This window comes from Xanthomonas sontii (assembly GCF_040529055.1).
In the GTDB taxonomy this organism is placed as follows: Bacteria; Pseudomonadota; Gammaproteobacteria; order Xanthomonadales; family Xanthomonadaceae; genus Xanthomonas_A; species Xanthomonas_A sontii.
Genome location: NZ_CP132342.1, coordinates 4,769,914 through 4,793,773 on the forward strand (window position 1 = coordinate 4,769,914; position 23,860 = coordinate 4,793,773).

At 70.6% G+C, this 23,860-nt stretch carries 23 protein-coding genes; 13 read left to right on the plus strand and 10 right to left on the minus strand.

The genetic code is table 11. From position 1 onward, the window contains the following. The first annotated feature begins 18 nt into the window (after nt 1-18). The 5 genes from RAB70_RS20240 (at nt 19) to ppk2 (ending at nt 4,561) form a co-directional block, all read left to right on the plus strand. Entirely contained in the window at nt 19-1,731 is a 1,713-nt protein-coding gene (locus RAB70_RS20240; protein ID WP_148828341.1) for a tetratricopeptide repeat protein, read from the plus strand. A 374-nt stretch (nt 1,732-2,105) separates the two neighbouring features. Beyond that, entirely contained in the window at nt 2,106-2,684 is a 579-nt protein-coding gene (locus tag RAB70_RS20245; RefSeq protein ID WP_148828340.1) for a hypothetical protein, read from the plus strand. A 215-nt stretch (nt 2,685-2,899) separates the two neighbouring features. Beyond that, nucleotides 2,900-3,418 carry a molybdenum cofactor biosynthesis protein B gene (moaB, locus tag RAB70_RS20250; protein WP_148828339.1) on the plus strand — a complete coding sequence of 173 codons (519 nt, stop codon included), beginning with the start codon at nt 2,900-2,902 and terminating at the stop codon, nt 3,416-3,418. A gap of 13 nt (nt 3,419-3,431) precedes the next feature. Beyond that, complete coding sequence (locus RAB70_RS20255; RefSeq protein ID WP_017911650.1) at nt 3,432-3,776, plus strand: helix-turn-helix domain-containing protein; 345 nt, start codon at nt 3,432-3,434, stop codon at nt 3,774-3,776. Further along, nucleotides 3,773-4,561: a polyphosphate kinase 2 gene (ppk2, locus tag RAB70_RS20260; protein WP_148828338.1), complete on the plus strand. Its 789-nt coding sequence runs from the start codon at nt 3,773-3,775 to the stop codon at nt 4,559-4,561. The genes RAB70_RS20255 and ppk2 overlap by 4 nt, the downstream gene beginning before the upstream one ends. A gap of 465 nt (nt 4,562-5,026) precedes the next feature. On the opposite strand, the gene RAB70_RS20265 is transcribed toward ppk2, so the two are convergent. Next, complete coding sequence (locus RAB70_RS20265) at nt 5,027-5,674, minus strand: TlpA family protein disulfide reductase (protein WP_408068847.1); 648 nt, start codon at nt 5,672-5,674, stop codon at nt 5,027-5,029. Beyond that, a complete protein-coding gene (locus RAB70_RS20270) occupies nt 5,671-6,945 on the minus strand; it encodes a YihY family inner membrane protein (RefSeq protein ID WP_148828360.1) in 1,275 nt (424 codons plus the stop codon). The genes RAB70_RS20265 and RAB70_RS20270 overlap by 4 nt, the downstream gene beginning before the upstream one ends. 76 nt (nt 6,946-7,021) lie before the next feature. Here RAB70_RS20270 and wrbA point away from each other — a divergent pair, with 76 nt between their 5' ends. The 4 genes from wrbA (at nt 7,022) to ybaK (ending at nt 9,019) form a co-directional block, all read left to right on the plus strand. Beyond that, nucleotides 7,022-7,618 (plus strand): NAD(P)H:quinone oxidoreductase, encoded by a 597-nt coding sequence (gene wrbA, locus RAB70_RS20275; RefSeq protein WP_043091380.1) that lies wholly within the window; start codon nt 7,022-7,024, stop codon nt 7,616-7,618. Beyond that, the gene (locus RAB70_RS20280; protein ID WP_148828336.1) at nt 7,615-7,971 is read left to right on the plus strand and encodes a DUF2069 domain-containing protein; all 357 of its coding nucleotides are present in this window, start codon (nt 7,615-7,617) and stop codon (nt 7,969-7,971) included. Before wrbA ends, RAB70_RS20280 begins: the two co-directional genes overlap by 4 nt. A 79-nt stretch (nt 7,972-8,050) precedes the next feature. Further along, the gene (locus tag RAB70_RS20285; protein ID WP_017909075.1) at nt 8,051-8,536 is read left to right on the plus strand and encodes an asparaginase domain-containing protein; all 486 of its coding nucleotides are present in this window, start codon (nt 8,051-8,053) and stop codon (nt 8,534-8,536) included. Between the two features lie 9 nt (nt 8,537-8,545). Beyond that, complete coding sequence (gene ybaK / locus RAB70_RS20290) at nt 8,546-9,019, plus strand: Cys-tRNA(Pro) deacylase (RefSeq protein ID WP_017909074.1); 474 nt, start codon at nt 8,546-8,548, stop codon at nt 9,017-9,019. A gap of 6 nt (nt 9,020-9,025) precedes the next feature. On the opposite strand, the gene RAB70_RS20295 is transcribed toward ybaK, so the two are convergent. The 4 genes from RAB70_RS20295 to sufT all read right to left on the minus strand — a co-directional run bounded on the left by RAB70_RS20295 (nt 9,026) and on the right by sufT (nt 15,199). Then, complete coding sequence (locus tag RAB70_RS20295) at nt 9,026-10,717, minus strand: S8 family peptidase (RefSeq protein ID WP_148828335.1); 1,692 nt, start codon at nt 10,715-10,717, stop codon at nt 9,026-9,028. A gap of 371 nt (nt 10,718-11,088) precedes the next feature. Beyond that, nucleotides 11,089-12,861 (minus strand): S8 family peptidase, encoded by a 1,773-nt coding sequence (locus RAB70_RS20300; protein WP_017909072.1) that lies wholly within the window; start codon nt 12,859-12,861, stop codon nt 11,089-11,091. Nucleotides 12,862-13,438: 577 nt separating this feature from the next. Next, a complete protein-coding gene (locus RAB70_RS20305) occupies nt 13,439-14,539 on the minus strand; it encodes a branched-chain amino acid aminotransferase (protein WP_010341242.1) in 1,101 nt (366 codons plus the stop codon). A 108-nt stretch (nt 14,540-14,647) separates the two neighbouring features. After that, nucleotides 14,648-15,199 (minus strand): putative Fe-S cluster assembly protein SufT, encoded by a 552-nt coding sequence (gene sufT, locus RAB70_RS20310; protein WP_017909071.1) that lies wholly within the window; start codon nt 15,197-15,199, stop codon nt 14,648-14,650. A 105-nt stretch (nt 15,200-15,304) separates the two neighbouring features. On the opposite strand from sufT, the gene RAB70_RS20315 reads away from it, so the two are divergent. Next, the gene (locus tag RAB70_RS20315; RefSeq protein ID WP_148828334.1) at nt 15,305-15,724 is read left to right on the plus strand and encodes a hypothetical protein; all 420 of its coding nucleotides are present in this window, start codon (nt 15,305-15,307) and stop codon (nt 15,722-15,724) included. Between the two features lie 209 nt (nt 15,725-15,933). On the opposite strand, the gene RAB70_RS20320 is transcribed toward RAB70_RS20315, so the two are convergent. Together RAB70_RS20320 and RAB70_RS20325 are read right to left on the minus strand one after the other, a co-directional pair. Beyond that, entirely contained in the window at nt 15,934-17,376 is a 1,443-nt protein-coding gene (locus RAB70_RS20320) for an NAD(P)(+) transhydrogenase (Re/Si-specific) subunit beta (RefSeq protein WP_087963684.1), read from the minus strand. A gap of 131 nt (nt 17,377-17,507) precedes the next feature. Next, a complete protein-coding gene (locus RAB70_RS20325) occupies nt 17,508-17,819 on the minus strand; it encodes an NAD(P) transhydrogenase subunit alpha (protein ID WP_017909519.1) in 312 nt (103 codons plus the stop codon). Between the two features lie 164 nt (nt 17,820-17,983). On the opposite strand from RAB70_RS20325, the gene RAB70_RS20330 reads away from it, so the two are divergent. Genes RAB70_RS20330 through RAB70_RS20340 form a run of 3 tightly spaced genes read left to right on the plus strand, consistent with a single transcriptional unit; the run spans nt 17,984 to nt 19,484 of the window. Further along, nucleotides 17,984-18,559: an RNA polymerase sigma factor gene (locus tag RAB70_RS20330; protein ID WP_017909518.1), complete on the plus strand. Its 576-nt coding sequence runs from the start codon at nt 17,984-17,986 to the stop codon at nt 18,557-18,559. Then, the gene (locus RAB70_RS20335; RefSeq protein WP_265530864.1) at nt 18,556-18,978 is read left to right on the plus strand and encodes a hypothetical protein; all 423 of its coding nucleotides are present in this window, start codon (nt 18,556-18,558) and stop codon (nt 18,976-18,978) included. Before RAB70_RS20330 ends, RAB70_RS20335 begins: the two co-directional genes overlap by 4 nt. Before the next feature lie 5 nt (nt 18,979-18,983). After that, nucleotides 18,984-19,484 (plus strand): DUF3106 domain-containing protein, encoded by a 501-nt coding sequence (locus tag RAB70_RS20340; RefSeq protein WP_026143493.1) that lies wholly within the window; start codon nt 18,984-18,986, stop codon nt 19,482-19,484. Nucleotides 19,485-19,710: 226 nt separating this feature from the next. Here RAB70_RS20340 and RAB70_RS20345 read toward each other — a convergent pair whose 3' ends face one another. Both RAB70_RS20345 and RAB70_RS20350 read right to left on the minus strand, forming a co-directional pair. Then, nucleotides 19,711-20,790, minus strand: a complete 1,080-nt coding sequence (locus RAB70_RS20345; RefSeq protein WP_017908585.1) for an NAD(P) transhydrogenase subunit alpha — start codon at nt 20,788-20,790, stop codon at nt 19,711-19,713. Nucleotides 20,791-21,333: 543 nt separating this feature from the next. Beyond that, nucleotides 21,334-23,649 carry a DUF1631 domain-containing protein gene (locus RAB70_RS20350; RefSeq protein WP_148829886.1) on the minus strand — a complete coding sequence of 772 codons (2,316 nt, stop codon included), beginning with the start codon at nt 23,647-23,649 and terminating at the stop codon, nt 21,334-21,336. Between the last annotated feature and the right edge of the window lie 211 nt (nt 23,650-23,860).

A 23,860-nucleotide genomic window follows, 5' to 3' on the forward strand; every position in this document is an offset into this window, starting at 1 on the left:
CGCGGCCGCCACGGCGGCATGAACGGCGGCGCCGACGAACGCCTGCAACTGCAGGCCGCGGTGCGCCGCGATCCGCAGGACTTCCTGGCCTGGGTGATGCTCGCCGACGCCGAACTCGGCGCCGGCGCAGTGGCGGCCGGCGAACAGGCCGCCGTGCGCGCGCTGCAGTTGCGCCCGGGACATCCGGAGGCGCTGGCGCGGCTGGGCCGGGTGCGCTGGACCCAGGGTCGTCATGCCGACGCAGCGCAGGCATTGCGCGAGGCACTGCGGCAGGCGCCGCAGCACCCCGGCATCGCGGTATGGCTCGGCCACGCCCTGGAAGACAATGGCCAGGCGGAAGCCGCGGCACAGGCCTATGCCCACGCGCATGCACTGTTGCCGCAGGAACCGTCGATCGCCGCCTACCTGCTGAACTGGCGGCGCAAGCTGTGCGACTGGCGCGGACTGGACGCGCTATCGCAGCAGGTGCGCAGCGCGGTACGGCAAGGCCACCCGGCGATCGAACCGTTCGCCTTCCTCAACGAGGACGCGGGCGCGGACGAACAACTGCGCTGCGCGCGCAACCGCGCCCAGGCGCTGGCGCGCTCCCTCGCACCGCTGCCGGCTGCGCAGGTGCGCGGCGATGGCGCGTTGCGTATCGGCTTCCTGTCCAACGGCTTCGGCGCGCATCCCACCGGCCTGCTGACCGTCGCCCTGTTCGAGCGCCTGCGCACGCATGCCGACCTGCAGGTGCACCTGTTCGCGCTCAACGGCGACGACCGCAGCGCGCTGCGCGCGCGGCTGCAGGCGGCTGCACATGCCTGGCACGACGTGGCCGGACAGCCGCATCGGCAGATCGCCCAGCGCATCCGCGATACCGGCATCGACCTGCTGTTCGATCTGCGCGGCTGGGGCGGCGGCGGCACGCCGGAAGTGCTGGCGCTGCGTCCGGCGCCGGTGCAGGTGAACTGGCTGGCCTACCCCGGCACCTCCGGCGCACCCTGGATCGACTACGTGGTCGGCGACGCCTACGCGTTGCCGCCGGCGCTGGCCGCGCACTACAGCGAGCGGGTGCTGCGGCTGCCGCGCGCGTTCCAGCCGTCCGACGATACCCGCCATGTCGGCACCCCACCCGCGCGCCGCGACTGCGGCCTGCCCGAGCACGGCACCGTGTTCTGCTGCTTCAACAACAGCTACAAGCTCGGCCCGCGCAGCATGGCGCGGATGCTGGAGGTGCTGCGCCAGGTGCCGGACAGCGTGCTGTGGCTGCTGTCCGGCCCGGGCCAGGCCGATGACCGACTGCGTGCGGCCGCCGCGGCGGCCGGCGTGGAACCGACGCGCCTGCGCTTCATGCCCAAACTGGCGCACCCGGATTATCTGGCACGCTACCGGCACGCCGACCTGTTCCTGGACACGCACCCGTACAACGCCCACACCACCGCTTCCGATGCCTTGTGGGCCGGCTGCCCGGTGTTGACCTGCCCCGGCAGCACCTTCGCCGCGCGCGTGGCCGGCAGCCTCAACCATCACCTCGGCCTGGACGACATGAATGCCGCCGACGACGCGGCGTTCGTCGCCACCGCGGTGCGCCTGGGGCGCGATCCAGCGGCGCTGCAGGCGCTGCGCGAGCGGCTGCAGGCGCGGCGCGCGGACAGCGGCCTGTTCGACATGCAGGGCTTTGCCGACGACTTCGCCGCGCTGCTGCGCGACACCGCTTCGCGCCATGGCTGGGAAGGCGCAGGCTCGACCTGATCGATCGCTCACGGATGCGCCACAAGTCCGCGGCGGCACATCCAGCAACGGACGACGTAGCGACGTATCGCCAGTCAACGTCGCCATCGACATCACCGCCGGTACATCCGCATCGCCATCTCCCGTCGCCGCGCGCGCTTGCGTCACAGCGCACGGGTGGTGTGGACGAGCGTCGCTGCAGGTTGCAGCGACCCAGCCAACGGCAGCCCGTAAGGCGCAGGGGCACAGTCGCCAGCGTGCAAGTCGAGCTACCGAAGCGCTTGACCTCAAGCGAACTTGAGGTCCGACACTGCGCGTACGCTCCTCGTGCAGATCCCGCAATGTCGCTGCCGCTCCCGATTCCGACGCCCCATTCTTCCGCCCCCGTTCGCAGCATGCTGCTCGCCGAAGCCCCCATTCCGGATCGCGCCGCGCTGTTCGACTGCATGCGCGGCCTGTGCGATCACCGGCTGCATGCCCTGACCTGGATGGAATCGCTGGGCGATGCCCCCGACCTGCTGTACGCACGCTGCTGCTGCGACGCGGCGCCAGCACTGCATGGACTGCTGCGCGCACGCCTGCCGGCGCTGCGGCGGACGCTGCGGCGCTACCGGCGCATCCGCAGCGGCGTATCCGATCCGCACCGGGCAGCGTCCTGCGTGGTGATGACCCGCGTCCCGACCCGCAATGCAGCGCAGGCGCAAAGCCGCGCCGATGCCGCCTTCGCCGCCCTGCAGGATGGCGCACATGCGCTGCGCGGCCTGATCGCCGCGCACCTGTACCTGTCGGACGACGGCCGCACCCTGCTCGAATGCACCGAGTGGCACAGTGCGGAGGCACAGCGGCGTGCCCTGCAGCGCGAACCCGAGCGCCTGCCGCTGGCCGCCGATCGTGCCGCCAGCGTCCATCGTTTCCGGCCACGCACCCTGGTCCTGCCATGCGACGGCACGACCCCGGTCCACCTCCACGCCTGAATCGGCGGGCGCGCGCCAGCAACGTGCGCGGATGCGGCTCCCCGCCCGGGCGGCGATCCGAGCGCGCGATCACCACGCCCAGGCGCACACTTCGGCGGCCCGAAGCGCCCCCATTGCCGTCGTCCACGACAACGCGCCAACCCCGCCGTAGCCGCGGCTGAAGCGCCAACGCGCTCAGGCTGTACGCCGGCCGGGCGAGCCGCTAGGCTGCCGGCATGACCGCCAACGCCGACTTCATCGCCTTGAACCTGTGCGTGCTGACCGTCTCGGACACGCGCAGCCTCGACCAGGACAGCTCCGGCGACTACCTGGTCGCCGCTCTCGGCGGCGTCGGCCATCGCCTGCACGCACGGGAACTGCTGCCGGACGACCGTTACCGGATGCGCGCCACGGTCTCGGCCTGGATCGCCGATCCGCAGGTGGACGGCATCCTGGTCACCGGCGGCACCGGCTTCACCGGCCGCGATTCCACGCCCGAGGCGCTGCTGCCGCTGCTGGACAAGGAGATGCCGGGCTTCGGCGAACTGTTCCGCGCGATCAGCGTCGAGGAGATCGGCACCTCCTCGCTGCAGTCGCGCGCCTTCGCCGGCCTGGCCAACGCCACCTTCCTGTTCTGCCTGCCCGGCTCCACCTCGGCCTGCCGCACGGCCTGGGAGCGGATCATCGCCGCGCAACTGGATGCTCGCACCCGCCCCTGCAATCTGGCCACGCTGCGCCCGCGGCTGAAGGAATGACCTGGACTCCCGCATGCCCCTGGACACCACGTTGCGCCTGCTGGCCAAGGCCAGCGGCATGAGCGCCGCGGATATCGCCGCGGCCATCCCGCGCGCCGGCGCGGCCACGGTCAAGGCCTGGATGGCGGGCGAAAAGCTGCCCGGGCGCGCCCAACTCACCGCGCTGGCACGCACCTTCGGCGTCCCCGCCGGCGCCCTGCTCGGCGAACTGGCCAGCCAACTCGACCCGGCACGCACCCGCGGCGAACACGATCTGCTGCAGGCCTACCGCGCCCTCGACACCCGCCAGCAGGGCGCATTGCTGGAAGTGGCACGCAGCATGGCCGGTACCGGTACCCGCAAGCGGAGCAGCAAATGAGCCACCTCAAGCGCAAGCAGTACAAGGCCCTGATGCAGCCGCTGCAACTGGAACTGACCGCGATGGCGCAGGCGGTGCAGCACAGCGGCGAGCGCGTGCTGGTGCTGTTCGAAGGCCGCGACACCGCCGGCAAGGGCGGCGCGATCCAGGCCATCGCCGAACATCTGAACCCGCGCCAGTGCCGCGTGGTCGCCCTGCCCAAGCCGACCGACCGCGAAGCCACCCAGTGGTATTTCCAGCGCCACATCGCGCACCTGCCGGCCGCCGGCGAGATCGTGCTGATGGACCGCAGCTGGTACAACCGTGCCGGCGTGGAACGGGTCATGGGCTACTGCAGCGACGCCGAATACCACACCTTCCTGCGCCAGACCCCGCTGTTCGAGCAGTTGCTGGTGGACGATGGCATCCGCCTGTTCAAGTACTGGCTGTGCGTGGACCAGGCGCAGCAGGAAAAGCGCTTCGCCGAGCGCCTGCACGACCCGTTGAAGGGCTGGAAGCTGTCGCCGGTGGACCTGAAGTCGCGCAGCCAGTACGCCGACTACACCCGCGCGCGCGAGGCGATGCTGGAAGCCACCCACCGCGACTATGCGCCATGGACCCTGGTCGACTTCAACGACCAGAAGCGCGGCCGCCTGACCCTGATCCGGCACCTGCTCGACCAACTGCCGGAAACCCGCCTGCACGAACCGGACCTGGATCTGCCGCCGCTGAAGCAGAAGCTGCACAAGGAAAAGTTTGGGCTGCTGCAGCCGATTCCGTCGTATGAGGCGGGGAGTGGGGATTAGGGATTGGGGATTGGTTGAAGCCTGCGGCGCGCAGTCGTCGCTTTGCGACCGCGCGTCGCCGGGCGCGCCACTCACAGCCATTCCGGAACAGCGCGTCGCGGTTGAAGCCGCCTCTACGGTCGTTTCGGCTCGCGCACCACTAAAGAGGCGGCTGTCCCCGCAGGAGCGGCCTTAGCCGCGACGAGCGAAGCCATCCCATCCTCTGGTCGCGCAAGGCGTCGGGACTGAAGTCCCTCCCACAAGGAAGACTTTTCGCTTCCAACACATCGGAGGGAGGGGATGCAGGCTCACCCGTAGCGCGACCACGAGTCAGCTATGCAGGTCGCGGCTGAAGCCACTCCTACGGCACCGAAGCGGCACAGCGGCCCGCGGCGCTCAGACGGCGAAAACATGCGCACGCAAGGACGCGCGCATCCCCAATCCCCAATCCCGGCGGCGGCCGCGGTCACCTAGGCCACCGCCCCCTCACCCAGCCGCCTTTCCCTTCCCCTTGCCCTGCCCGGGCGCCGGGCCACCGGCGGCGGCGATCGCGGTTTCGATGTCGTGGGCGGTGACCGGCCCCAGGAATTGCTTGGCGAGCTTGCCGTCGGGCGCGATCAGGTAGGTCATCGGCAGGCCGCGCGGGGTGGCGAAGTCGGCCGGCGGCGCATAGGTGTCGACGATGACGATCGGATAGGCGACCGGGTGCTGCTTCAGGAACGCCTGCATCTCCGCCGGCTCGATGTCCTCGTAGGCCAGGCCCACCACCTCGATGTTGTCGCGCATCACGTGCAAGGCCGACAGTTCCGGCATCTCCTTCAGGCACGGCGCGCACCAGGTGGCCCAGAAGTTCACCACCACCCACTGCCCGCGATGCGCGGCCAGGTCGTACTCGCGGCCGTCCACCGCCTTCATCTTCAGGGTCGGCTCGGGGCGGGTCTCCTGCACCACGGACGGCCCGGCCGCCGGCGCAGCGGGCGCCTCCGGCGCTGCCGGGGCGGGCGGCGCCTTGGGCGCGGTGGACGACGCGGTGGTCGCGGCGCCGTCGGCCGGCTTGGGCGTGGGCTGGCGGTCGCACCCGGCCAGCAAGGCGGCAGCGGCGAACAGCGGGAACAGCAGGCGCATGGCGGTCATGCAAGGTCTCCAATCTCGGTGTAGAGGTCGCCGACGCGACGCTTGAGCACGTCGCGCAACGGCAGGCGCAGTTCGTCCAGCGCGCGGCACGCCGCCTGGCCCAGGGCGTCGTCGCGGCACGGCAGATAGGTCTCGACGACAGGGATGCGCAGTTGGCAATTCTCGTACAGCTCGGCCACCGGCACGTCGCTCAGGTCGCGGGCCAGCATCCAGTCGCCCTGCTCGGTACGACTGAGCAGGCGGATGCGCTCCAGTTCGCACAGCAGTTCCTGCACCAGCGAATCGGTCAGCATCGGCTCCAGTTCCAGGAGTTGGTCCTCCTGCAGCCCCCTGCCCTGCCTGCGCGCCTGCGCGAAGCGGCCGAGCAGGCGCAGCAGGCCATAGATCTCGTAGCCGGCGGGCAGGCGCATCGAGGCCGGCTGGTAGCGGAAGGCGGCGATCGAAGAGGACACCGAGGCACCGAGCAGGATCGCGATCCAGCTCATGTAGATCCACAGCAGGAAGATCGGCACGAACGCGACCGTGCCGTAGATGCGCTGGTACGACTGGAAGCTGCCCAGGTACAGGCTCAGGCCCCATTTCACCAGCTCTAGCAGCAGCACCGCCAGCAGTGCACCCGGCACCGCATGGCGCAGCTTGACCGTGTGATGCGGCACCACCCGGTACACCAGGGTGATGCAGACGAATTCGATCAGCACCGGCGCCACGCTCAGCACCACCTGCGCCAGCAGCCGGCCCTCGCTGGTCTTGAACAGCGGCAGCGCGAAGAACCGCGCCGACACCGCCAGCGAGGCCGCGGCCAGCAGCGCGCCGAGGGTCAGCACGGTCCAGTACACCAGGAAGCGGGTCAGCTGCGGCCGCGCCGACACCACCCGCCAGATCTGGTTGAAGGTCTGCTCGACGCTGTTGAGGGTGATCAGCAGCGAGACCACCAGCGCGATCACGCCGGCGGTGGTCAGTTGCCCGGCGCTGGCCGAGAACTGCCGCAGGTAGGACTCCACCGAACGCGCCGCGGCCGGCACGAAGTTGGAAAAGATGTAGTCGCTGAGCTGGTCGCTCCACTTGTCGAACACCGGGAACGCCGACAGCACCCCGAACACCACCACCGCCAGCGGCACCAGCGCGAAGATGGTGGTGTAGGCCAGCGAGGCCGCAGCCTGGAACAGGCGGTCGTCGAGGAAGCGCCGCCACAGGAAGCCGGCGAAGCTGCGCATGCGCGCGCGGTCGCGCAGGCGATCGGCCCAGAGATTGACGGTGTCCAGCGGCTGCATCGGGCAAGGGTACCCGATGCGCATGGACGCCGGCATCGTCGATACTGGCGGTCGTTCCGATCCACGAGAGGGCCGCATGGCCGAGATTCTGGTCCTGTACTACAGCCGTGGCGGCTCGGTGGCGCGCCTGGCGCGGCAGATCGCGCGCGGCGTCGGCGAGGTGCCGGGCATGGCCGCGCGCCTGCGCACCGTGCCGCCGGTGGCGGCGGTCACCCAGACCAGCGCACCGCCGGTGCCCGACAGCGGCGCGCCGTACGTGGACGCCAGCGACCTGCGCGAGTGCGTGGGCCTGGCACTGGGCAGCCCGACCCGCTTCGGCAACATGGCCGCGCCGGTCAAGCACTTCATCGACGGGCTCGGCGCCGACTGGGCCAGCGGCACGCTGGCCGGCAAGCCGGCGGCGGTGTTCACCTCCACCGCGTCGCTGCACGGCGGCCAGGAAGCCACCCTGCTGTCGATGCACCTGCCGCTGCTGCACCACGGCTGCCTGATCGTCGGCATTCCCTACACCGAACCGCTGCTCAGCAGCACCCGCAGCGGCGGCACGCCGTACGGCGCCAGTCACGTCGCCGGCGCCGACGACGATCCGCAGCCCAGCGAGGAAGAAGCGCACCTGGCGCGCGCACTCGGCCGGCGCCTGGCCGAGATCGCGCAACGACTGGCAGCGCCATGAGCGGCGGGCGCCTGCGGGTGGCGCTGGGGGCGACGCTGCTGGCGTTGACGGCACTGTTCGCGACCTGGTTCCACGACGATCGCCACCGTCTCGCCGCCTTGCTGGTGTTCGCGCTGCCGCCGCTGTTGCTGGCCGTGGGCGTGCTGCGCGGCTCGGCAGTGGCACGATTCTGGAGCGGCGTCGGCGCGCTGCTGTGGTTCAGCCACGGGGTGATGACCGCCTGGAGCCACCCGCCACAGCGTGGCTACGGCTGGGCGGAACTGCTGCTGGCGCTGCTGGTGGTGGGCCTGTCCAGCGCGCCGGGCATCCGCGCACGCTTCGCCCGCCGCCGCGGCGCGGCCGGGCGCGACTGAGCGGCCGTACCGCCGCGCCCGGTATCATGGACGGCCTGCGCGGCCACGGCCGCGCCCCGACATGCTTCTAGGAACGGCAATGGAAGAACTCCTGATCGTCACCACCGGCGGCACGATCGACAAGATCTACTTCGACGACAAGTCCGACTACCAGATCGGCGACCCGCAGATCGGCCAGATCCTCAAGGAACTGGGCGTGACCTTCCGCTTCACGGTGATCCCGATCATCCGCAAGGATTCGCTGCACATCACCGACGAAGACCGCGAGCTGATCCGCGCCACCATCGCCGCGCAGTCCGCGCGGCATGTGCTGATCACCCACGGCACCGACTCGATGGTGCAGACCGGCAAGGTGCTGCAGGCGATCGAGGGCAAGACCATCGTGATGACCGGCGCGCTGAACCCGGCGCGCTTCCGCGGCTCCGACGCCGAGTTCAACATCGGCTGCGCGGTCGGCGCGGTGCAGTCGCTGCCGGCCGGCGTCTACATCGCCATGAACGGGCGCATCTGGGACCCGCAGAAGGTGCGCAAGAACGTGGCGGCGAACCGTTTCGAAGCGGCCTGAGCGGCGACGATGTCCAAGGCCACGCGCGCAACCAAGGCGCTGGATGCGGCCGGCGTCGTCTACCGGCTGCATCCCTACGACTACGAAGCCGAAGCCGGCGCCAAGGGCCTGCAGGCCGCACAGGCGCTGGGCCTGCCGCCGGAGCGGGTGCTGAAGAGTCTGATGGCCTGGGTCGACACGCGCGCGGTCTGCGTGGTGGTCCCGTCCGACCGCCGCGTGCAGTTGAAGAAACTGGCCGCCGCCGCGGGCGGCAAGGCGGCGCGGATGATGGAGGCCGCCGAGGCCGAGCGCCGCACCGGCTACAAGGTCGGCGGCATCAGTCCGCTGGGCCAGCAGCGGCCGGCGCCGGTGCTGATCGAGCAAACGGCACTGGGCGCAGGCAGCGTCTGGTTCAACGCCGGGCAGCGCGGCCTGCTGCTGGAAATGGAGGCCGCGCAGGTGCTCGACGCACTGCAGGCACGTGCCTGCGACCTGTGCGAGTGAGGCGCGTCAGTAACTCGCGGTCGCACTCACGCCCGCCACCGCGGTGACCGCCTTGATCCGCACGTAATAGAGCCCGGCCGGCAAGGTCAGCGAGCAGCGCTCGGTGGTACCGGCGGCGACCGACCGGCAACCGTATGCGGTATCGGTCGGCAGGGCGCCCGCGCGCAGGTACAGATCGGCATTGCCGCTGCCACCGCTCAGGGCCAGCGTCAGCGCCGACGTGCCGGCGGGCACGGTGATCTGGTAGTACAGCGACGTCCCCGCCTTGAGCGACAGGTTTGCCATCGGCACGCCACGCACCAGCGTCTGCGCCTTCACTGTCGCCGCCACCGCCGCCCCCGCATTGACCAGCCCTGCACCGCAGCCGGCAGTGCACGCCACCGGCAGCGGGCTGGCGGTGGCCTTCAGCCGGGCCTCCAGTTCCGCCGGCGTCAGCGGATTCAGCGCTGCCGACAGCACCAGCGCGGCGACGCCGGCCACGTGCGGCGCCGCCATCGAGGTGCCGCTGTAGGACGCATACGCCGGCGCCCCCGGCCCCAGCGTGCCGGTATTGAGCGTGGACAGGATGCCCTGTCCGGGAGCGGCAATGTCCACGCCCGCCCCATAGTTGGAAAAACTGGCACGGGCGCCGGCGGAGGTGGTCGCGGCCACCGCGATCACGTTCGGACAGTTGGCGGGCACGCTGCCGGCGACATTGCTGTTGCTGTTGCCCGCAGCGACGACGACGCTGGTCCCGCGCGCAACCGCACTCGCGATCGCCCCTGCCATCGTCGGCGAACAGCTTCCGGCGGCACCCAGCGACAGGTTGATGACCTGCGCCGGCGTCGGGTTGGCGGGAACGCCCGCGATGGCGCCGCCGGACGCCCAGACAATGGCGTCGGCGACATCGGAGAGATAACCACCGCATTTACCCAGCACACGCACCGGCAGGAGCTTCGCGTTGAAGGCGACGCCGGCGACACCGGCGGCATTATTGGTGACCGCGGCGATGGTGCCGGCCACATGCGTGCCGTGCCAACTCGAACTCGCCGCCGGCGTACCGGCACCGCAGGTATTGGCGGGATAGCCATCGCCCGGATCGGCGGCGTCACGGTCGCGGCCGCCGCCATCGCCGGCCACCAGGGGATCGCTGATGAAGTCGTAGCCCGGCAACACGTTCGCCGCCAGATCCGGATGTGCGGTGATGCCGGTATCGAGCACTGCGACCACCACGCCCTTGCCCGTCGCCAGATCCCAGGCCGGGCGCACATTGATCGTCGCCGTACCGGTTCCGAACGCCCATTGTTGGGACAGGCCAGGATCGCTCGGGACCAGCAGGGGGCGCAACAGCACATCGACCTCCACGCGAGCGACGGCCGGATCGGCGGCCAGGCGCCGCATCAGCGTCTCCGCCTCGACGCGATCCAGGCTGCGATCGGCGGCGATGACGTCGGCACCGGTCGCCAGGCGCCGCAACGATGCCAGGCCGAGGGCACGGCCGCGCCGGGCCGGCAACATGCGCGCGGCCTCCGCCAGCGGTGCCGCGCGCGAGGCCAGCGCAGGCGCGGCGCCATCGCGATAGGTGACGATGAAACGCTGTGGATTCGGCGTCGTCGCCAGCGCCTGCAATCCGATCTCGCCGGCAGCGGCGGTGCCGGCGGCTGCCAGCAGCAAAAGGCACGCGGCGCTGCGCCGCCGAAGCACGCTGTACTTGAACATGAGACTCCCCCCGGGCTGTACACGTGGCGCAGTCGGCCGTCCACCGCGCAGGTTCGAACGTGGCGGTGCAGGCCGCGGCCACCGCGTACGCGACAGCCGCAGGACGGTCCTGCACCGCGGATAGCGGCAAGGCGCGGATCGGGTGGAGGGCGCAAGCGGCGCAATGTGCGGATCTGTGATCGGCGACGAGCCCGGCTGCGGAATGCATCAAGACGACCGGACCAGGGCGGCCGGACGCGGCACAAACAAAAAAGCCCCGCGCCGAAGCGCGGGGCGACCGAGAGTGGCGGCGGCGGCGTCCTGGCCGACCGCTGCGATCCGGCACCGGGAAGTGCGCGGCGGCCATGGCGCGGCCGCCGCGACGGAGTGCCTCAGTAGTCGGCCTTCAGGCTGACACCGGAGAACGTGCTGTACGCCTTCACCCGCACGTAGTAGGTGCCGGCCTGCGGGGAGTTGAAGGTGCAGCTCTCGTTGTTGCCGTTCTTGTACGGACGGCAGTCGTAGGCCGAGTCGGTCGGCGCGCTGCCGAAGCGCACGTACAGGTCGGCATCGCCGCTGCCGCCGGAGGTGGTGACCACCAGGCTGCTGGCGCCGGACGGCACCTTGACCGTGTAGTTCAGCGAGGAACCGCTGTTGGCGCTGAGGTTGGTGACCGCCACGCCATCCTGCAGTTCGTTGCTGCTGCCACCGCCACCGCCACCACCGCTGCTGCCGCCGTTCAACGCCGCGGTGACCGCCGCGTTGGCGTCGAGCAGGCCGGCGCCGCAACCCTGCGAGCAGGAGAAGCTGGCCGCGGTGTTCTTGATGGTGCTTTCCACCTGCGCCGGGGTCAGCGCGGTCGGCGCCACCGACTGCATCAGCGCGACCACGCCGGCCACGTGCGGGGTCGCCATCGAGGTGCCGTTGTACGAGGCGTAGCTCGGGTTGCCCGGGGTGGTGGTGCCGTCGTTGAGCGTGGACAGGATGTTCGAGCCCGGCGCGGAGATGTCGATGCCCGCGCCGTAGTTCGAGTAGCTGGCCTTGGCCCGCGACGAGGTGGTCGCCGCCACCGCGATCACGTTGTTGCAGTTGGCCGGCACCGAGCTGGACACGTTGGTCGAGCTGTTGCCCGCCGCCACCACCACCGTGGTGCCGCGGCTGACCGCGCCGTTGATGGCGTTCTGGTAGGTGCTCGAGCAGGTGCCGCTGCCGCCCAGCGACATGTTGATGACTTCGGCCGGGTTCTGGTTGGTCGGCACGCCGCTGACGGTGCCGCCGGAGGCCCAGGTGATCGCATCGGCGATGTCGGAGGTGTAGCCGCCGCACTTGCCGAGCACGCGCACCGGCAGGATCTTGGCCTTGAACGCGGTGCCGGCCACGCCGGTGCCGTTGTTGGTGATCGCGGCGATGGTGCCGGCCACATGGGTGCCGTGCCAGCTGGAATTGGAGGCGGGCGAACCGGAGTAGCACTCGCCGGCAGCGGCCCAGTCGCCTTCGTCGGCCGGGTTGCTGTCGCGGCCGTTGCCGTCGCGCGCCGAATCCGCATCGCTGATGAAGTCGTAGCCCTGCAGGACGTTGGCGTTGAGGTCCGGGTGGCTGGTGATGCCGGTGTCGATCACCGCCACGACCACGCCGTCGCCGCTGGCCTTGTCCCAGGCCGAGCGCACGTTGATGCCGGCGTTGGTGGTGCCGAAGGCCCACTGGTCGCCCAGGCGCGGATCGTTCGGGGTCAGCGCGATGGTCATGCGCTGGTCGACCTCGACGTACTCGACGTTCGGGTCGGCGGCGATCTGCCGCATCAGCGTCTCGGCCTCGGCGCGGTCCAGCGGACGGCTGGCCTTGACCACTTCCGGACCCACCGCCAGGCGGCGCAGGCTGGTCAGGCCGAGCGCGCGGCCGTTCTTGGCCGGCAGCGCGGCGGCGGCCGACTGCAGCGTCGCGCGCAGCGCCGCCGAGGGCGCCGCAGCGGCGGCGGACGCGCTGGAGATGCTGACCGGCGCGGCATCGCGGGTCTTGACGATGAAGCGCTGTACGGTCGGTTCGGAAGACAGGCCGGAGAGGTTCACGTCACCGGCGAAGGCTGGGGTGGCCAACAGCAGGGAGGTGAGAGCGGACGCGCCCAGCACGACCAGCCACGGACGCTGGCGCGACCCACGATGCGACATTTCGGACATTCGGACTTCCTTTCGGTTGAGTAGCCGCCTGATGGCGGTGTTCCGCGCCGCACCGGTCCGGCCGAAACCTGAACCTGGCGTGCGTTGCGAGCCCGGTCGGATGGCGTGTTGCCGACCATTCATCGACGCTAGCTCAGTACAAGCGCGTATGGAGCAGGGCGTGACGGAAATCCGTTGTACAAAGCGAAGAAATGCAATGAACGTCGATGTCATAAAGAGAACTGCACCTCATTTTTGCTGCAGTGCAGCATGAAAAGACGCCAGACTCGGCAAATCAGGGGCAGATTTTTGGCTCCCGCGCGACACACGGGACAAGAAAAGGAGACAGTGGATACAGACGACAGAGGTCGCCTGCATGGCAGCGCCATACATCGGACGGACACGGAATGTCTGGGGAGCGGACTCCCGGGAAGGCGCGATGCGGAGGCGGGGCGGCGACACATCGCACGCCCCGGCGCACCAGCGCGGACGTCGCCGGCGATGGTCGACGCTGTCGGACCATGCGCCAAGTGGCATGAGGTCCATTCGCCAGGGCAGCCGACAGCCGCCCCAGCGTTGGGCGCTCGGCTCAGCCCAGCCGCACCAGCCAGCCGTGGCGGTCGGCCACGCGGCCGTACTGGATGTCGGTGAGTTCCTGGCGCAGCGACAGCGTCACCGGGCCGGCGGGCGCGGTCAGGTCGCCGACCGCGAAGTCCTTGCCCTTGAGCTGGCCGATCGGGGTCACCACCGCGGCGGTGCCGCAGGCGAACACCTCGGCGATCTCGCCCGAGGCCACGCCGTCGCGCCACTCGTCGATGCTCACCTGCCGCTCCACCACCTGCATGCCGCGGTCGCGGGCCAGTTGCAGGATGCTGTCGCGGGTGATGCCTTCCAGGATGCTGCCCGACAGCGCCGGGGTGACCAGGCTGCCGTCGCGCATCACCAGGAACACGTTCATGCCGCCCAGTTCCTCGATGTACTTGCCCTCGACCGGATCGAGGAACAGCACCTGCGAGCAGCCCTGCGCCTGCGCCTGCTGCTGCGGCAGCAGCGAGGCGGCGTAGTTGCCGCCGCACTTGGCCGCGCCGGTGCCGCCCTTGGCGGCGCGCGCGTAGTCGGTGGACAGCCAGATCGCCACCGGCGCCACGCCCTTGGCGAAATAGGCGCCGGCCGGGCTGGCAATGACGTAGTAGCCGGCCTTCTGCGCGGCGCGCACGCCCAGGAAGGCCTCGTTGGCGATCATGAACGGACGGAAATACAGGCTGGTCTCCGGCGCCGACGGCACCCACGCCGCATCCACCGCGATCAGCTGCCGCAGCGATTCCACGAACAGCTCCACCGGCAGCTCCGGCAGCGCCAGGCGCTGCGCCGAGCGCTGCAGGCGCTTGCCGTTGGCCTCCGGGCGGAAGGTCCAGATCGAGCCGTCGGCATGGCGGTAGGCCTTGATGCCTTCGAAGATCTCCTGGCCGTAGTGCAGCACCGAGGCGGCCGGATCCAGCGCCAGCGGGCCGTAGGCGCGCACTTCGGCGTCGTGCCAGCCCTGCTCGCGGCTCCATTCGATGGCGACCATGTGGTCGGTGAAATAGTTGCCGAAGCCCGGCGCGGCGAGGATCTGCGCGCGCGCCTCGGCGCTGCGCGCGGCGGTGGACGGGGTCAGGCGGAACTGCGTGGACGGCTCGGTAGCGGACACCGGGAATTCCTGTGGTAGTCGAGGGATGGCCAGGCCGCAGCGTCGCGGGGACGGCAGCGGCGGCGCCCGATCGGGCTCCGTCGCGACGCGCGAGGCGTCGCGCGCGGGTCAGAGCATGCCGGTTTCCAGGCGCGCGGCCTCGGACATCATATGCCGGCCCCACGGCGGATCGAACACCAACTCGACGTCGGCCTCGGCGATGGTCGGGATCATCTCCAGCTTGCTGCGCACGTCGTCGACCAGGATCTCGCCCATGCCGCAGCCGGGCGCGGTCAGCGTCATCTTGACCTCGACGGTGCGCTGGCCATCCTCGCGCGCATGCATGGTCACGTCGTAGATCAGCCCCAGATCGACGATGTTGAACGGGATCTCGGGGTCGAAGCAGGTGCGCAACTGCTGCCAGATCAGGGCTTCGACCTGCTCGTCGCCGGCATCCTCGGGCAGTTCCAGCCCCGGCGGCGGCTCCTTGCCGATGGCGTCGCCGTCCTTGCCGGCGATGCGGAACAGATTGCCCTCCACGAACACCGTGTAGCTGCCGCCCAGGGCCTGAGTGATGTAGCCGTAGCTGCCGGCGGGCAGGGTCACCGCGTCGCCCTGCGGCACCATCACCGCGGCGCAATCGCGTTCGAATTGGACAGGTTCGCTGCTGCGTGAGTACATGGGGGCGATATGGGGCCAGGCCCCGCCGGTGCAAGTCGTGCAGTTTATCCGAGTGCGCGGGGCGCGCGCCGGAAGTATCCTGTACGCCTTCTCCGGGAACATCGAATGCCGCCTTCCTCCACGCCGGCCAGGCCCTCGCACTGGCTGTGGCCTCTGTTGCTCGCCATGGGCTGTTTCACCGCGCTGATCGCCTGGTTGCTGGTGGCGCTGTCGCTGGGTCGCCAGGCCGGCTGGATGGCCGTGGTGGTGGCGCTGGAGATCGTCTGGATGCTGCGCCTAGGCAACCTGCCGCGCGGCCCGCTGCGCATCGCCGTGGCGATGAGCGCCACGGTGCTGGTGATCGTCGCCGCCAACTGGGGCATCGCCGCCGCGCAGATGGGCGCGGGGCTGGGCCTGAACGTGTGGGATTCGTCGCTGAAGATGGGCGCCCACTACGCCTGGACCCTGACCCTGCTGGCCAACAGCCCGGGCGACCTGCTGTGGCTGGGCATCGGCGTGGCCACGGCGTATTTCAGCGCGCGCTGAGCACGGCCGGAGTGCGGCGGACGCCGCTGGCATGGCGATGGTGGTTGCGGCCTGACAACGCCCCGATCATCCGCCTTCGCCATGAAGCGCATCGTTTTTGTGGGAGCGGCTTCAGCCGCGATGGGCGTTACCGGTAACGCCCATCGCGGCTGAAGCCGCTCCTGCGCGCCCTGCACTCGCTACGCCCCCCCTGCCCCGCCCGCAACGGCTCAATGCCCGCCGCCATCCAGCGCCTTCAGTTCGCTGACCAGGGCGCCGGCCGCCTCGGCGCCGTCGCCGTACAGCATGCGGGTGTTGTCGGCATAGAACAGCGCGTTCTCGATGCCGGCGAAGCCGGTGCCCTTGCCGCGCTTGATGACGATGACGTTCCTGGAATTGACCACGTCCAGGATCGGCATGCCGTAGATCGGGCTGGCCGGGTCGGTCTTGGCCACCGGGTTGACCACGTCGTTGGCGCCGATCACCAGCGACACGTCGGTGCTGGCGAACTCGGGATTGATGTCGTCCATGTCGGCGATCAGGTCGTAGGGCACGCCGGCCTCGGCCAGCAGTACGTTCATGTGCCCGGGCATGCGCCCGGCCACCGGATGGATCGCGAACTTGACCTTGACCCCGCGCTCGATCAGCCGCTGCGCCAGTTCCCAGATCTTGTGCTGCGCCTGCGCAACCGCCATGCCGTAACCGGGCACGATCACCACGCGCTCGGCGTAGGCCATCATCGCCGCCACGTCGCCGGCCTCGATCGGCTTCTGGCTGCCGGCGATCGCCTGCGCCTGGCCGCCGCCGCCGAAGTTGGAGAACAGCACGCCGCGGATCGGCCGGTTCATCGCCTTGGCCATCAGCCGGGTCAGCAGGATGCCGGCCGCGCCGACCATCATGCCGGCGATGATCAGCGCCTCGTTGCCGAGCACGTAGCCCTCGAAGGCCACCGCCAGGCCGGTGAAGGCGTTGTACAGCGAGATCACCACCGGCATGTCGGCGCCGCCGATCGGCAGCGTCATCAGCACGCCCAGGGCCAGCGCCAGCACGAAGAACAGCACGATCGCCAGCGGACTCAGGCTGATCGCGGCCCAGGCGCCCACGCCCAGCATCGCCACGCACACCAGCAGGTTGAACGCCTGCTGCGCGGGGAAGGTGACGCGCTTGTCCAGGCGCCCGTCGAGCTTGGCCCAGGCGATGATCGAGCCGGACAGCGACACCGCGCCGATCGCCGAGCCGATCACCGCCAGCGCCAGCGTGGTCGCATCCGGCTGGCGCGCGGCCAGCGCGGCGATCGCGGCCTCGCTCCAATGGGTGGTATCGCGGCGCATCAGGAACGAGAAGCGCAGCAGCTCCACCGCACCGATCGCCGCCGCCGAGCCGCCGCCCATGCCGTTGTACAGCGCGACCATCTGCGGCATGTCGGTGATCGCCACCTTCTTGGCGGAGATCCACGCCGCGGCGGTGCCGAGCACGATCGCCAGCACGATCAGCGGCAGGTTGTGCAGACCCGGCAGCAGGAAGGTGGCGGCGGTCGCCAGCAGCATGCCGAAACCGGCCCAGCGGATGCCGCTGCGCGCGGTCCTGGGCGAGGCCATGCGCTGCAGGCCGAGCAGGAACAGGGTGGCGGCGACCAGATAGCTGCTCTTGATCAGGATCGGCAACAGTTCCATCAGCACGCGTGCTCCGAAAAAGGACATCTGCCCGAGTGGCAGAAGGTACGAGAGGACGCCCGGCGCGAGGCCGAGCGGTGCCAGCAGGACGGCCACGGCCAACGCCGCGGCGGTGCGCCGATGCCGCGCATTCAATCCTTCGCCTTGGTCTTGGAGGCATCCGGCTTGCTGGACTTGAACATGTCCAGCATGCGCTCGGTCACCACATAGCCGCCGGCGGCATTGCCGGCACCGAGCAGCACCGCGACGAAGCCGATGGCTTTCTCCAGGGTGGTGTCGGCATGCCCCAGCACCACCATCGCGCCGATCAGGACGATGCCGTGGATGAAGTTGGAACCGGACATCAGCGGGGTGTGCAGGATCACCGGCACCCGCGAGATGATCACATGCCCGGCGATGGCCGCCAGCATGAAGATGTACAAGGCCACGAACCCGTCGCTCATCGCACCATTCTCCCGGGCGCCGCGCCCGTCCGCCGCATCATAACCGCGTGCTGAACCGCTGTGCGATGCCGGCATGCGCTTGCGCGAAGGCCGCGAGGCCCGGCCGGTCAACCACGCCCGCCACCGCGCGTTAACCACGGCATCCCCCTGCCGGAAGCTAAGCTGTGCTGGTGAGCACGCCCGCCCTCGCACCGCCATCGACCGATGCCGACACCGAACAGCGCCCGCTGCCGGCGTCGCTGGACGCGTTCCTGGCCGAGATCGGGCCGCGCGCGTTCCGCTTCGCCGAAGCCGGACTGCGCCAGCGCGAGGACGCGCTGGACGCGGTGCAGGACGCGATGATCAAGCTGCTGGCCTATCGCGAGCGCCCGGCGCAGGAATGGACGCCGCTGTTCTGGAGCATCCTGCGCCGGCGCATCATCGACCTGCAGCGCCGCCGCACCTTCCGCCTGCGCTTCTGGGCGCCGACCAGCGAGCGTGACGCGGACAGCCCGCCGGACTGGGCCGACGACGGCCCCAATCCGTCCGAGCAGCACGAGCGTCGGCAGACCCATGCGCGGCTGGTGACGGCGCTGCGCGCGCTGCCCGCGCGCCAGCGCGAGGCCTTCACCCTGCGCGTACTGGAAGAGCTGGACGTGGCCACCACCGCACGCGCGATGGGCTGCTCGGAAGGCTCGGTAAAGACCCATCTGTCGCGCGCCCGCGAGGCGCTGCAGAAACATCTGGAGGACGTCCGATGACATCCGATCGCACCCGCCCGGCGGATTTCGACACGCAGATGCGCGCCGTCCACCAGGACGGCTTGCAGGCCCTGCCCGCGCCGACCCTGGCGCGGCTGCGCGCCGCACGCCAGCAGGCCAGCCGTGCGCACGCGGCGCCAAGCCGGCGCTGGGGCTGGCTGCTGGCGGCGGTCCCTGCGCTGCTCGGCGCGGCGCTGGGCGTGCATCTGCTGCTGCGCCCCGCACCGTCGATGCCGACCACCACCACCGCCAGCGTCGCCACCGCCACTGCCACTGCCACTGCCACGACCGTGGCCGCGACCGCCTCGGTGCGCGCCGGCGCGGCCGCCGACAGCGACCAGGCCGCGACCGCGATGCTCGACGAAAATCCCGACCTGTACCTGTGGCTGGGCTCCGATACCTCGCTGGCAATGGAATGAACCCGATGACTCGCCTGATCCGTCTCTCCCTGGCGCTGACGCTGCTGGCCGGCACTGCCGTCCCGGCGGCCTTCGCCGCCCCGCCCCCGCCCGGGCCGCCGCCACCGCCGAGCGCGGCCGACCGCGACGACGACTCCGGCCCGCCGCTGCCCGACTGGGAACACCTGAGCCCACAGCAGCGCGAGCTGCTGATCGCGCCCCTGCGGCAGCGCTGGAACGATGCCCCGCAGCAACGCCGACGCATGTTCGAGCACGCGCAGCGCTGGCAGTCGATGACCCCCGAGCAACGCGACCGCGCACGCAAGGGCGCCCGCCGCTACGAGGACATGACCCCGCAGCAGCGCGAGGAGGCGCGGGTGCTGTTCGAGCGCATGCGCACGCTGCCGCCGGACCAGCGCAAGGCGCTGCGCGACCGCTGGGAAGCGATGACGCCGGCACAACGCGCCGCCTGGATCCGCGCCAATGCCGGCCCGGACAACCTGCCGCCGCCGGATGCTGCCAGGTAGGCGAAACGCGGCGCCGGTTCAAGCCCGATGCGCATGGCGCGCGCGCCCTCGCCTCGTCGTGTGCGGCGCATGGAGTCCAGCGCCGCAGAAATCGCCCCGCAGGAGCGGCTTCAGCCCCCACGGCGTTCCCGGTAAACCCGGTCGCGGCTGAAACCGCTCTTGCACGGGTTCACCTTGCCCGCAGATCAACGCCACCCGAACTGGCGCCCAAGCATCGCGACCGCACTCACGCCGTCCAGCGCGTCTTCGCCAGCAGTTCGTCGTTCCAGTCGTAGGCGATCGCGCCGTCCTTCAGGAACAGGGCGACGAAGTTGTAGACGTTGCGCGCGTACATCTCGCTCGCATGCACCGCGCCCATGCTGGCCAGATCCAACGGCCCGGCAATGGTCACGCCGGCGTGTTCGATGGTCTCGCCCGGTCGGGTGAGCTCGCAATTGCCACCGGTCTCGGCGGCCAGATCCACCACCACGCTGCCCGGCTTCATGCCGGCGACCATCGCCGCGCTGAGGATCTTCGGTGCCGGCCGTCCCGGCACCGCGGCGGTGCACACCACCACGTCGATGCCCTTCAGGTGCTCGGCCAGGCGACGCTGCTGCTCCGCGCGCTCGTCGTCGGTGAGTTGCCGCGCGTAGCCGCCCTCGCCGGCGGCGCTGACCCCGAGATCGAGGAACTTGCCGCCCAGCGACTCGATCTGCTCGCGGGTTTCCGGGCGCACGTCGAAGCCCTCCACCTGCGCACCCAGGCGCTTGGCGGTGGCGATGGCCTGCAGGCCGGCCACGCCGGCGCCGACGATCAGCACCTTGGAGGGGCGGATGGTGCCTGCCGCGGTGGTCAGCATGGGGAAGAAACGCGGCGCCAGCTGCGCGGCGATCAGGGTCGCCTTGTAGCCGGCCATGCCGGCCTGCGAGCTGAGCACATCCATCGCCTGCGCGCGGGTGGTGCGCGGCAGCCGTTCCAGCGGAAAGGCGACCAGTTGCCGCGCCTGCAGCGCCGCCGCGCGCGCCGGATCGGCCTGCGGCTGCAGGATGCCGACCACGCCGGCGCCCTCCTTGAGCTGCTGCAGCGCCACCGCCGGCAACGGCTGCACGCACAGCACCAGATCCGCCTGCGCCGGGCTGTCGGGATCGGCCAGGCTGGCGCCGGCGGCCAGGTAGGCCGCATCGACGAAGCCGGCCGACACGCCGGCCTGCGGCTCGACCCGCACCTGCGCGCCCAGGGCGACCAGTTTCTTGACCGTCTCCGGCGTCGCCGCCACGCGGCGTTCGCCCTGCGCCGATTCCTTCACCACCAGCACCTGCACTGCCATGCGATTCCCCGTGCCTTGCCTGTCGTCCGCGCCGATCCTACAGCGTCCGCACGCCAGGTGGAGGCGTCGCGCACGCCAAGTGGGCATCGGCGACCGGGCGCGTTGGCGCCCCCGACCCGAGGGCGCCCGGCGCACGCCGCCTCGGCGAAGGCGTGTTCTCCGCCGGGGCGGCCAGGGGCATGGCCAGGTCGGGAAGGGCGCGGCGCGCGGGGAACACCTGCATCGCCGGCAAGCGATCGCCAACGCGGGTCAGGCGCAGGAGCGGCGTCAGCCGCGACCGGCAGCGCGAGGAAACCGGGTCGCGGCGGAGGAGACCTCCTGATCCAGCCAAGGCCCACGGACTGGAAACGGCGTCAGCCGCGAATGGTGCTCCGAGTAAAGCCCCTCGCGGCTGAAGCCGCCCCTACCGTCGCGATGGCATAGCGACCAACGGCCGCCGGAACGCGTCGCTGGCGATGCGCTGACGCCGCCGATACTGGCAGCCGAGCAACACGCGACCCGTGCAACGCCACGGCGGCGATCGCCCGCGCCGCCGCGGTGCTCTCAGTGCAAGGTCGCGCTATGCGGATCGAGACGGTCGATGACGCCCTGCATGGCGCTGTCGAAGGCGCCGTCGTCGACGTGCGCGCGCAGCCGGCCCAGCCGCACCATCACCGCCAGTTCTTCCGGCGAGGCCACGCAGAAGCGCACGCCGCGCCGGTTGACGAACAGCAGGCGCGACGAGATCGGGCTCACCCACGACAGCTTGCCGGCCTGCATCTTGCCGTCGCGGTCGACGAAATCCAGCCAGGTGCCGATCTGCATCGTGCGGAAGCGGTCGGCATCGGCGTTGTCGAAATCGTCCATGGTCTGCGGCGGCGCCACGTCCACCGGTTGCGCCTCCTGCACCGGCGGCTGCGGCAGCGCCACCTGCGGCAACTCCGGCAGCGGCCGCTCCAGTTCCGGGCGCAGCTCGGCCACCGCCTGCAGCGTGTCGTGCAGCGCGTCGATCGCGGCCGTGGCCGCCTCGGCATGCAGGCCGACGCTGGCGAAGACCCGCTGCAGCGCGCCCTGCCAGGCCTGCAGCCAGGGCTTGCCGACGATGTGCCGCTGCGCCTCGGCGGCTTCCTCGAGCAGGCCGTCGGCCAGCGCCAGCGCATCGCGCACGCCGGGGCCGCCCTCGCCTTCGCGCAGCATCGCCATGGTCAGGTGGTGCTGCCACGGCTGCCGCAGGAAATCCTGCAACGCCTGCGGCAACTGCCGGCCCTGCAGGCGCACCTGCAGTTCGGCCTCGGCGCGCTGCCGCGCCAGTTCCAGCTTCTCCTGGCCGCGCTGGGTCTCGGCGGCGCGGCGCTCGGCGATCTCGATGCGGCGGCGGTGCTGCACCAGGAAATCGCGGAATTCCTCTTCCAGGGTCAGGAAGATCGCCAGGTTCTCGTTGAACTCGGCCACCAGCCGGTCGATGATCTCCTCGACCTTGCCCATCAGCACGCGCTCGGCCTGGCTCTCGCCGGTGTTGCCCTCGCAGGCCTCGGCCAGCGAATTGAGCAGGCGTCGCGCCGGATGGGTCTTCTGCACGAACATGCGCCGGTCCAGCAATGCGACCTTGACGAACGGCACCACCAGCCGGCCGATCAATTCGCGCGAGCGGCCTTCCAGGTCGCGCTCGTCCAGCATCACGTCGAACAGCATGCCGACCAGGTCGATCGCATCCTCGTCGACCGGATCCAGCCGTGCATGCGCCGGGTCCACGCCGAACTGGGTGGCGTTGGACAGCACCTCGCTCTTGAGCCGCTGCGCAAGCGACTCGCTGTCGTCGCCGATCGCCGCGCGCAGGGTGGCGCTGGGCGTGGCCTGCAGCAGCGACAGCACCGACATCATCTCGCGCTGGCTCAGCGGGCGTTGCTGGCCGACCGCCGCGGTCGCCGCGGAGGTGGCGCTCTCGCGCGCGTTGCGGGTCTGCTGCAACAGTTCGTGCAACGCCTCCAGCAACACGCCCTGACTACCGCCGGGCAGGCGCGCCTCGCCGTCGTCGTAGCGCTCGCCGGCCTGCAGGCTGCCGCGGCGCTCGGCCCAGCGGTTGACGAAGCGGTTGGCCCAGGCCGGCGCGTAGTGTTCTTCGTCCTCGCCCAGCTCGGCACCGACGCCATCCCCGGCAGCGCCGGCCTCGCGCGGCGGGCGCTGCTCCGGCGGCGGTGCGCGCCGCGGCGGCGGCGGCGGTCGCGGCCGCGAGATCTCCGGCATGATCCCGGCCTGGGCGAGGCTGTCGTCCAGATCCTGGTAGAGCTTGCCGACCCCGGCGGTGAAGTCGCGTTCGCACAGCTTGATCAGCACCAGCCGCACTTCCGGGGCCAGGTCGCTGGTGGAGAACGCGGCATGCACGGCCACGCCGATGTGTTCGGGGCCGATCGGATTGGTGTCCGCATCCAGCTCCAGGCCGCCGGCGATCCAGCCCAGGCGCCGGTCGATGCGGGTCAGCACCGGCTTCCATTCGCGCAGCAGCACGCTGGCGAGGTTGCGTACCGCCAGCCGCGACTCCAGCTCGTGTTCGGAGATCAGGCTCAGGCCCTGCCCGTAGCCGGCCAGGGCGACTTCGGCCGAGAGCGGCGCGCCGGCCTCCAGCGCTTCCCAGGCGGTATGCAGCTGGGCGCGGAAGCGCGCGGCGATCTCGTCGCGACGACGGCGCAGTTCGCGCATGCCGTCGAGGAACAGCAACTGCGACGCGCCGGCACTCTCGGCGCGGTCGAACAGCACGTCGTCGAAATGCGCCAGCGCCGCGGCGAAGGCCTGGCCCAGCACTGGCAGCATGCCCTCGCGCGCCTGCGTCAACAGGCGCGGGTCACGCGCCGGGTGTGCGTGCGGGCTGGGGCTGAAACTCATGCGCGACGGCTCCGCGCCATGGACGGCGCCAGATAGAAGGAAGGTGGAAGACGATCGGACGCGGCCCCTGTTTCCGCTCCTGCATGGTAGGCAAGGTGTCTGAACAGCGACCGTGATGCGCTGCGCATTTCTGGCTCCAGAACGTGACCTCGTGCAGGATCGTAGGCATGGAAGGCGTCACTACGGCGGCAATGCGGCATGAATACGGCAC

Excerpts from the sequence above, each read along its gene's own strand:
- RAB70_RS20325 (WP_017909519.1), bottom strand. The coding sequence starts at position 17,819 with ATGAGCGACGGGTTCGTGGCCTTGTACATCTTCATGCTGGCGGCCATC.
- RAB70_RS20300 (WP_017909072.1), bottom strand. The coding sequence starts at position 12,861 with ATGTCGCATCGTGGGTCGCGCCAGCGTCCGTGGCTGGTCGTGCTGGGC.
- RAB70_RS20255 (WP_017911650.1), top strand. The coding sequence starts at position 3,432 with ATGCCCCTGGACACCACGTTGCGCCTGCTGGCCAAGGCCAGCGGCATG.
- RAB70_RS20280 (WP_148828336.1), top strand. The coding sequence starts at position 7,615 with ATGAGCGGCGGGCGCCTGCGGGTGGCGCTGGGGGCGACGCTGCTGGCG.
- RAB70_RS20245 (WP_148828340.1), top strand. The coding sequence starts at position 2,106 with ATGCTGCTCGCCGAAGCCCCCATTCCGGATCGCGCCGCGCTGTTCGAC.
- wrbA (WP_043091380.1), top strand. The coding sequence starts at position 7,022 with ATGGCCGAGATTCTGGTCCTGTACTACAGCCGTGGCGGCTCGGTGGCG.
- moaB (WP_148828339.1), top strand. The coding sequence starts at position 2,900 with ATGACCGCCAACGCCGACTTCATCGCCTTGAACCTGTGCGTGCTGACC.
- RAB70_RS20345 (WP_017908585.1), bottom strand. The coding sequence starts at position 20,790 with ATGGCAGTGCAGGTGCTGGTGGTGAAGGAATCGGCGCAGGGCGAACGC.
- RAB70_RS20265 (WP_408068847.1), bottom strand. The coding sequence starts at position 5,674 with ATGACCGCCATGCGCCTGCTGTTCCCGCTGTTCGCCGCTGCCGCCTTG.
- ybaK (WP_017909074.1), top strand. The coding sequence starts at position 8,546 with ATGTCCAAGGCCACGCGCGCAACCAAGGCGCTGGATGCGGCCGGCGTC.
- RAB70_RS20270 (WP_148828360.1), bottom strand. The coding sequence starts at position 6,945 with ATGCAGCCGCTGGACACCGTCAATCTCTGGGCCGATCGCCTGCGCGAC.
- RAB70_RS20240 (WP_148828341.1), top strand. The coding sequence starts at position 19 with ATGAACGGCGGCGCCGACGAACGCCTGCAACTGCAGGCCGCGGTGCGC.
- RAB70_RS20285 (WP_017909075.1), top strand. The coding sequence starts at position 8,051 with ATGGAAGAACTCCTGATCGTCACCACCGGCGGCACGATCGACAAGATC.
- RAB70_RS20340 (WP_026143493.1), top strand. The coding sequence starts at position 18,984 with ATGACTCGCCTGATCCGTCTCTCCCTGGCGCTGACGCTGCTGGCCGGC.
- RAB70_RS20315 (WP_148828334.1), top strand. The coding sequence starts at position 15,305 with ATGCCGCCTTCCTCCACGCCGGCCAGGCCCTCGCACTGGCTGTGGCCT.
- sufT (WP_017909071.1), bottom strand. The coding sequence starts at position 15,199 with ATGTACTCACGCAGCAGCGAACCTGTCCAATTCGAACGCGATTGCGCC.
- ppk2 (WP_148828338.1), top strand. The coding sequence starts at position 3,773 with ATGAGCCACCTCAAGCGCAAGCAGTACAAGGCCCTGATGCAGCCGCTG.
- RAB70_RS20350 (WP_148829886.1), bottom strand. The coding sequence starts at position 23,649 with ATGAGTTTCAGCCCCAGCCCGCACGCACACCCGGCGCGTGACCCGCGC.
- RAB70_RS20320 (WP_087963684.1), bottom strand. The coding sequence starts at position 17,376 with ATGGAACTGTTGCCGATCCTGATCAAGAGCAGCTATCTGGTCGCCGCC.
- RAB70_RS20335 (WP_265530864.1), top strand. The coding sequence starts at position 18,556 with ATGACATCCGATCGCACCCGCCCGGCGGATTTCGACACGCAGATGCGC.
- RAB70_RS20295 (WP_148828335.1), bottom strand. The coding sequence starts at position 10,717 with ATGTTCAAGTACAGCGTGCTTCGGCGGCGCAGCGCCGCGTGCCTTTTG.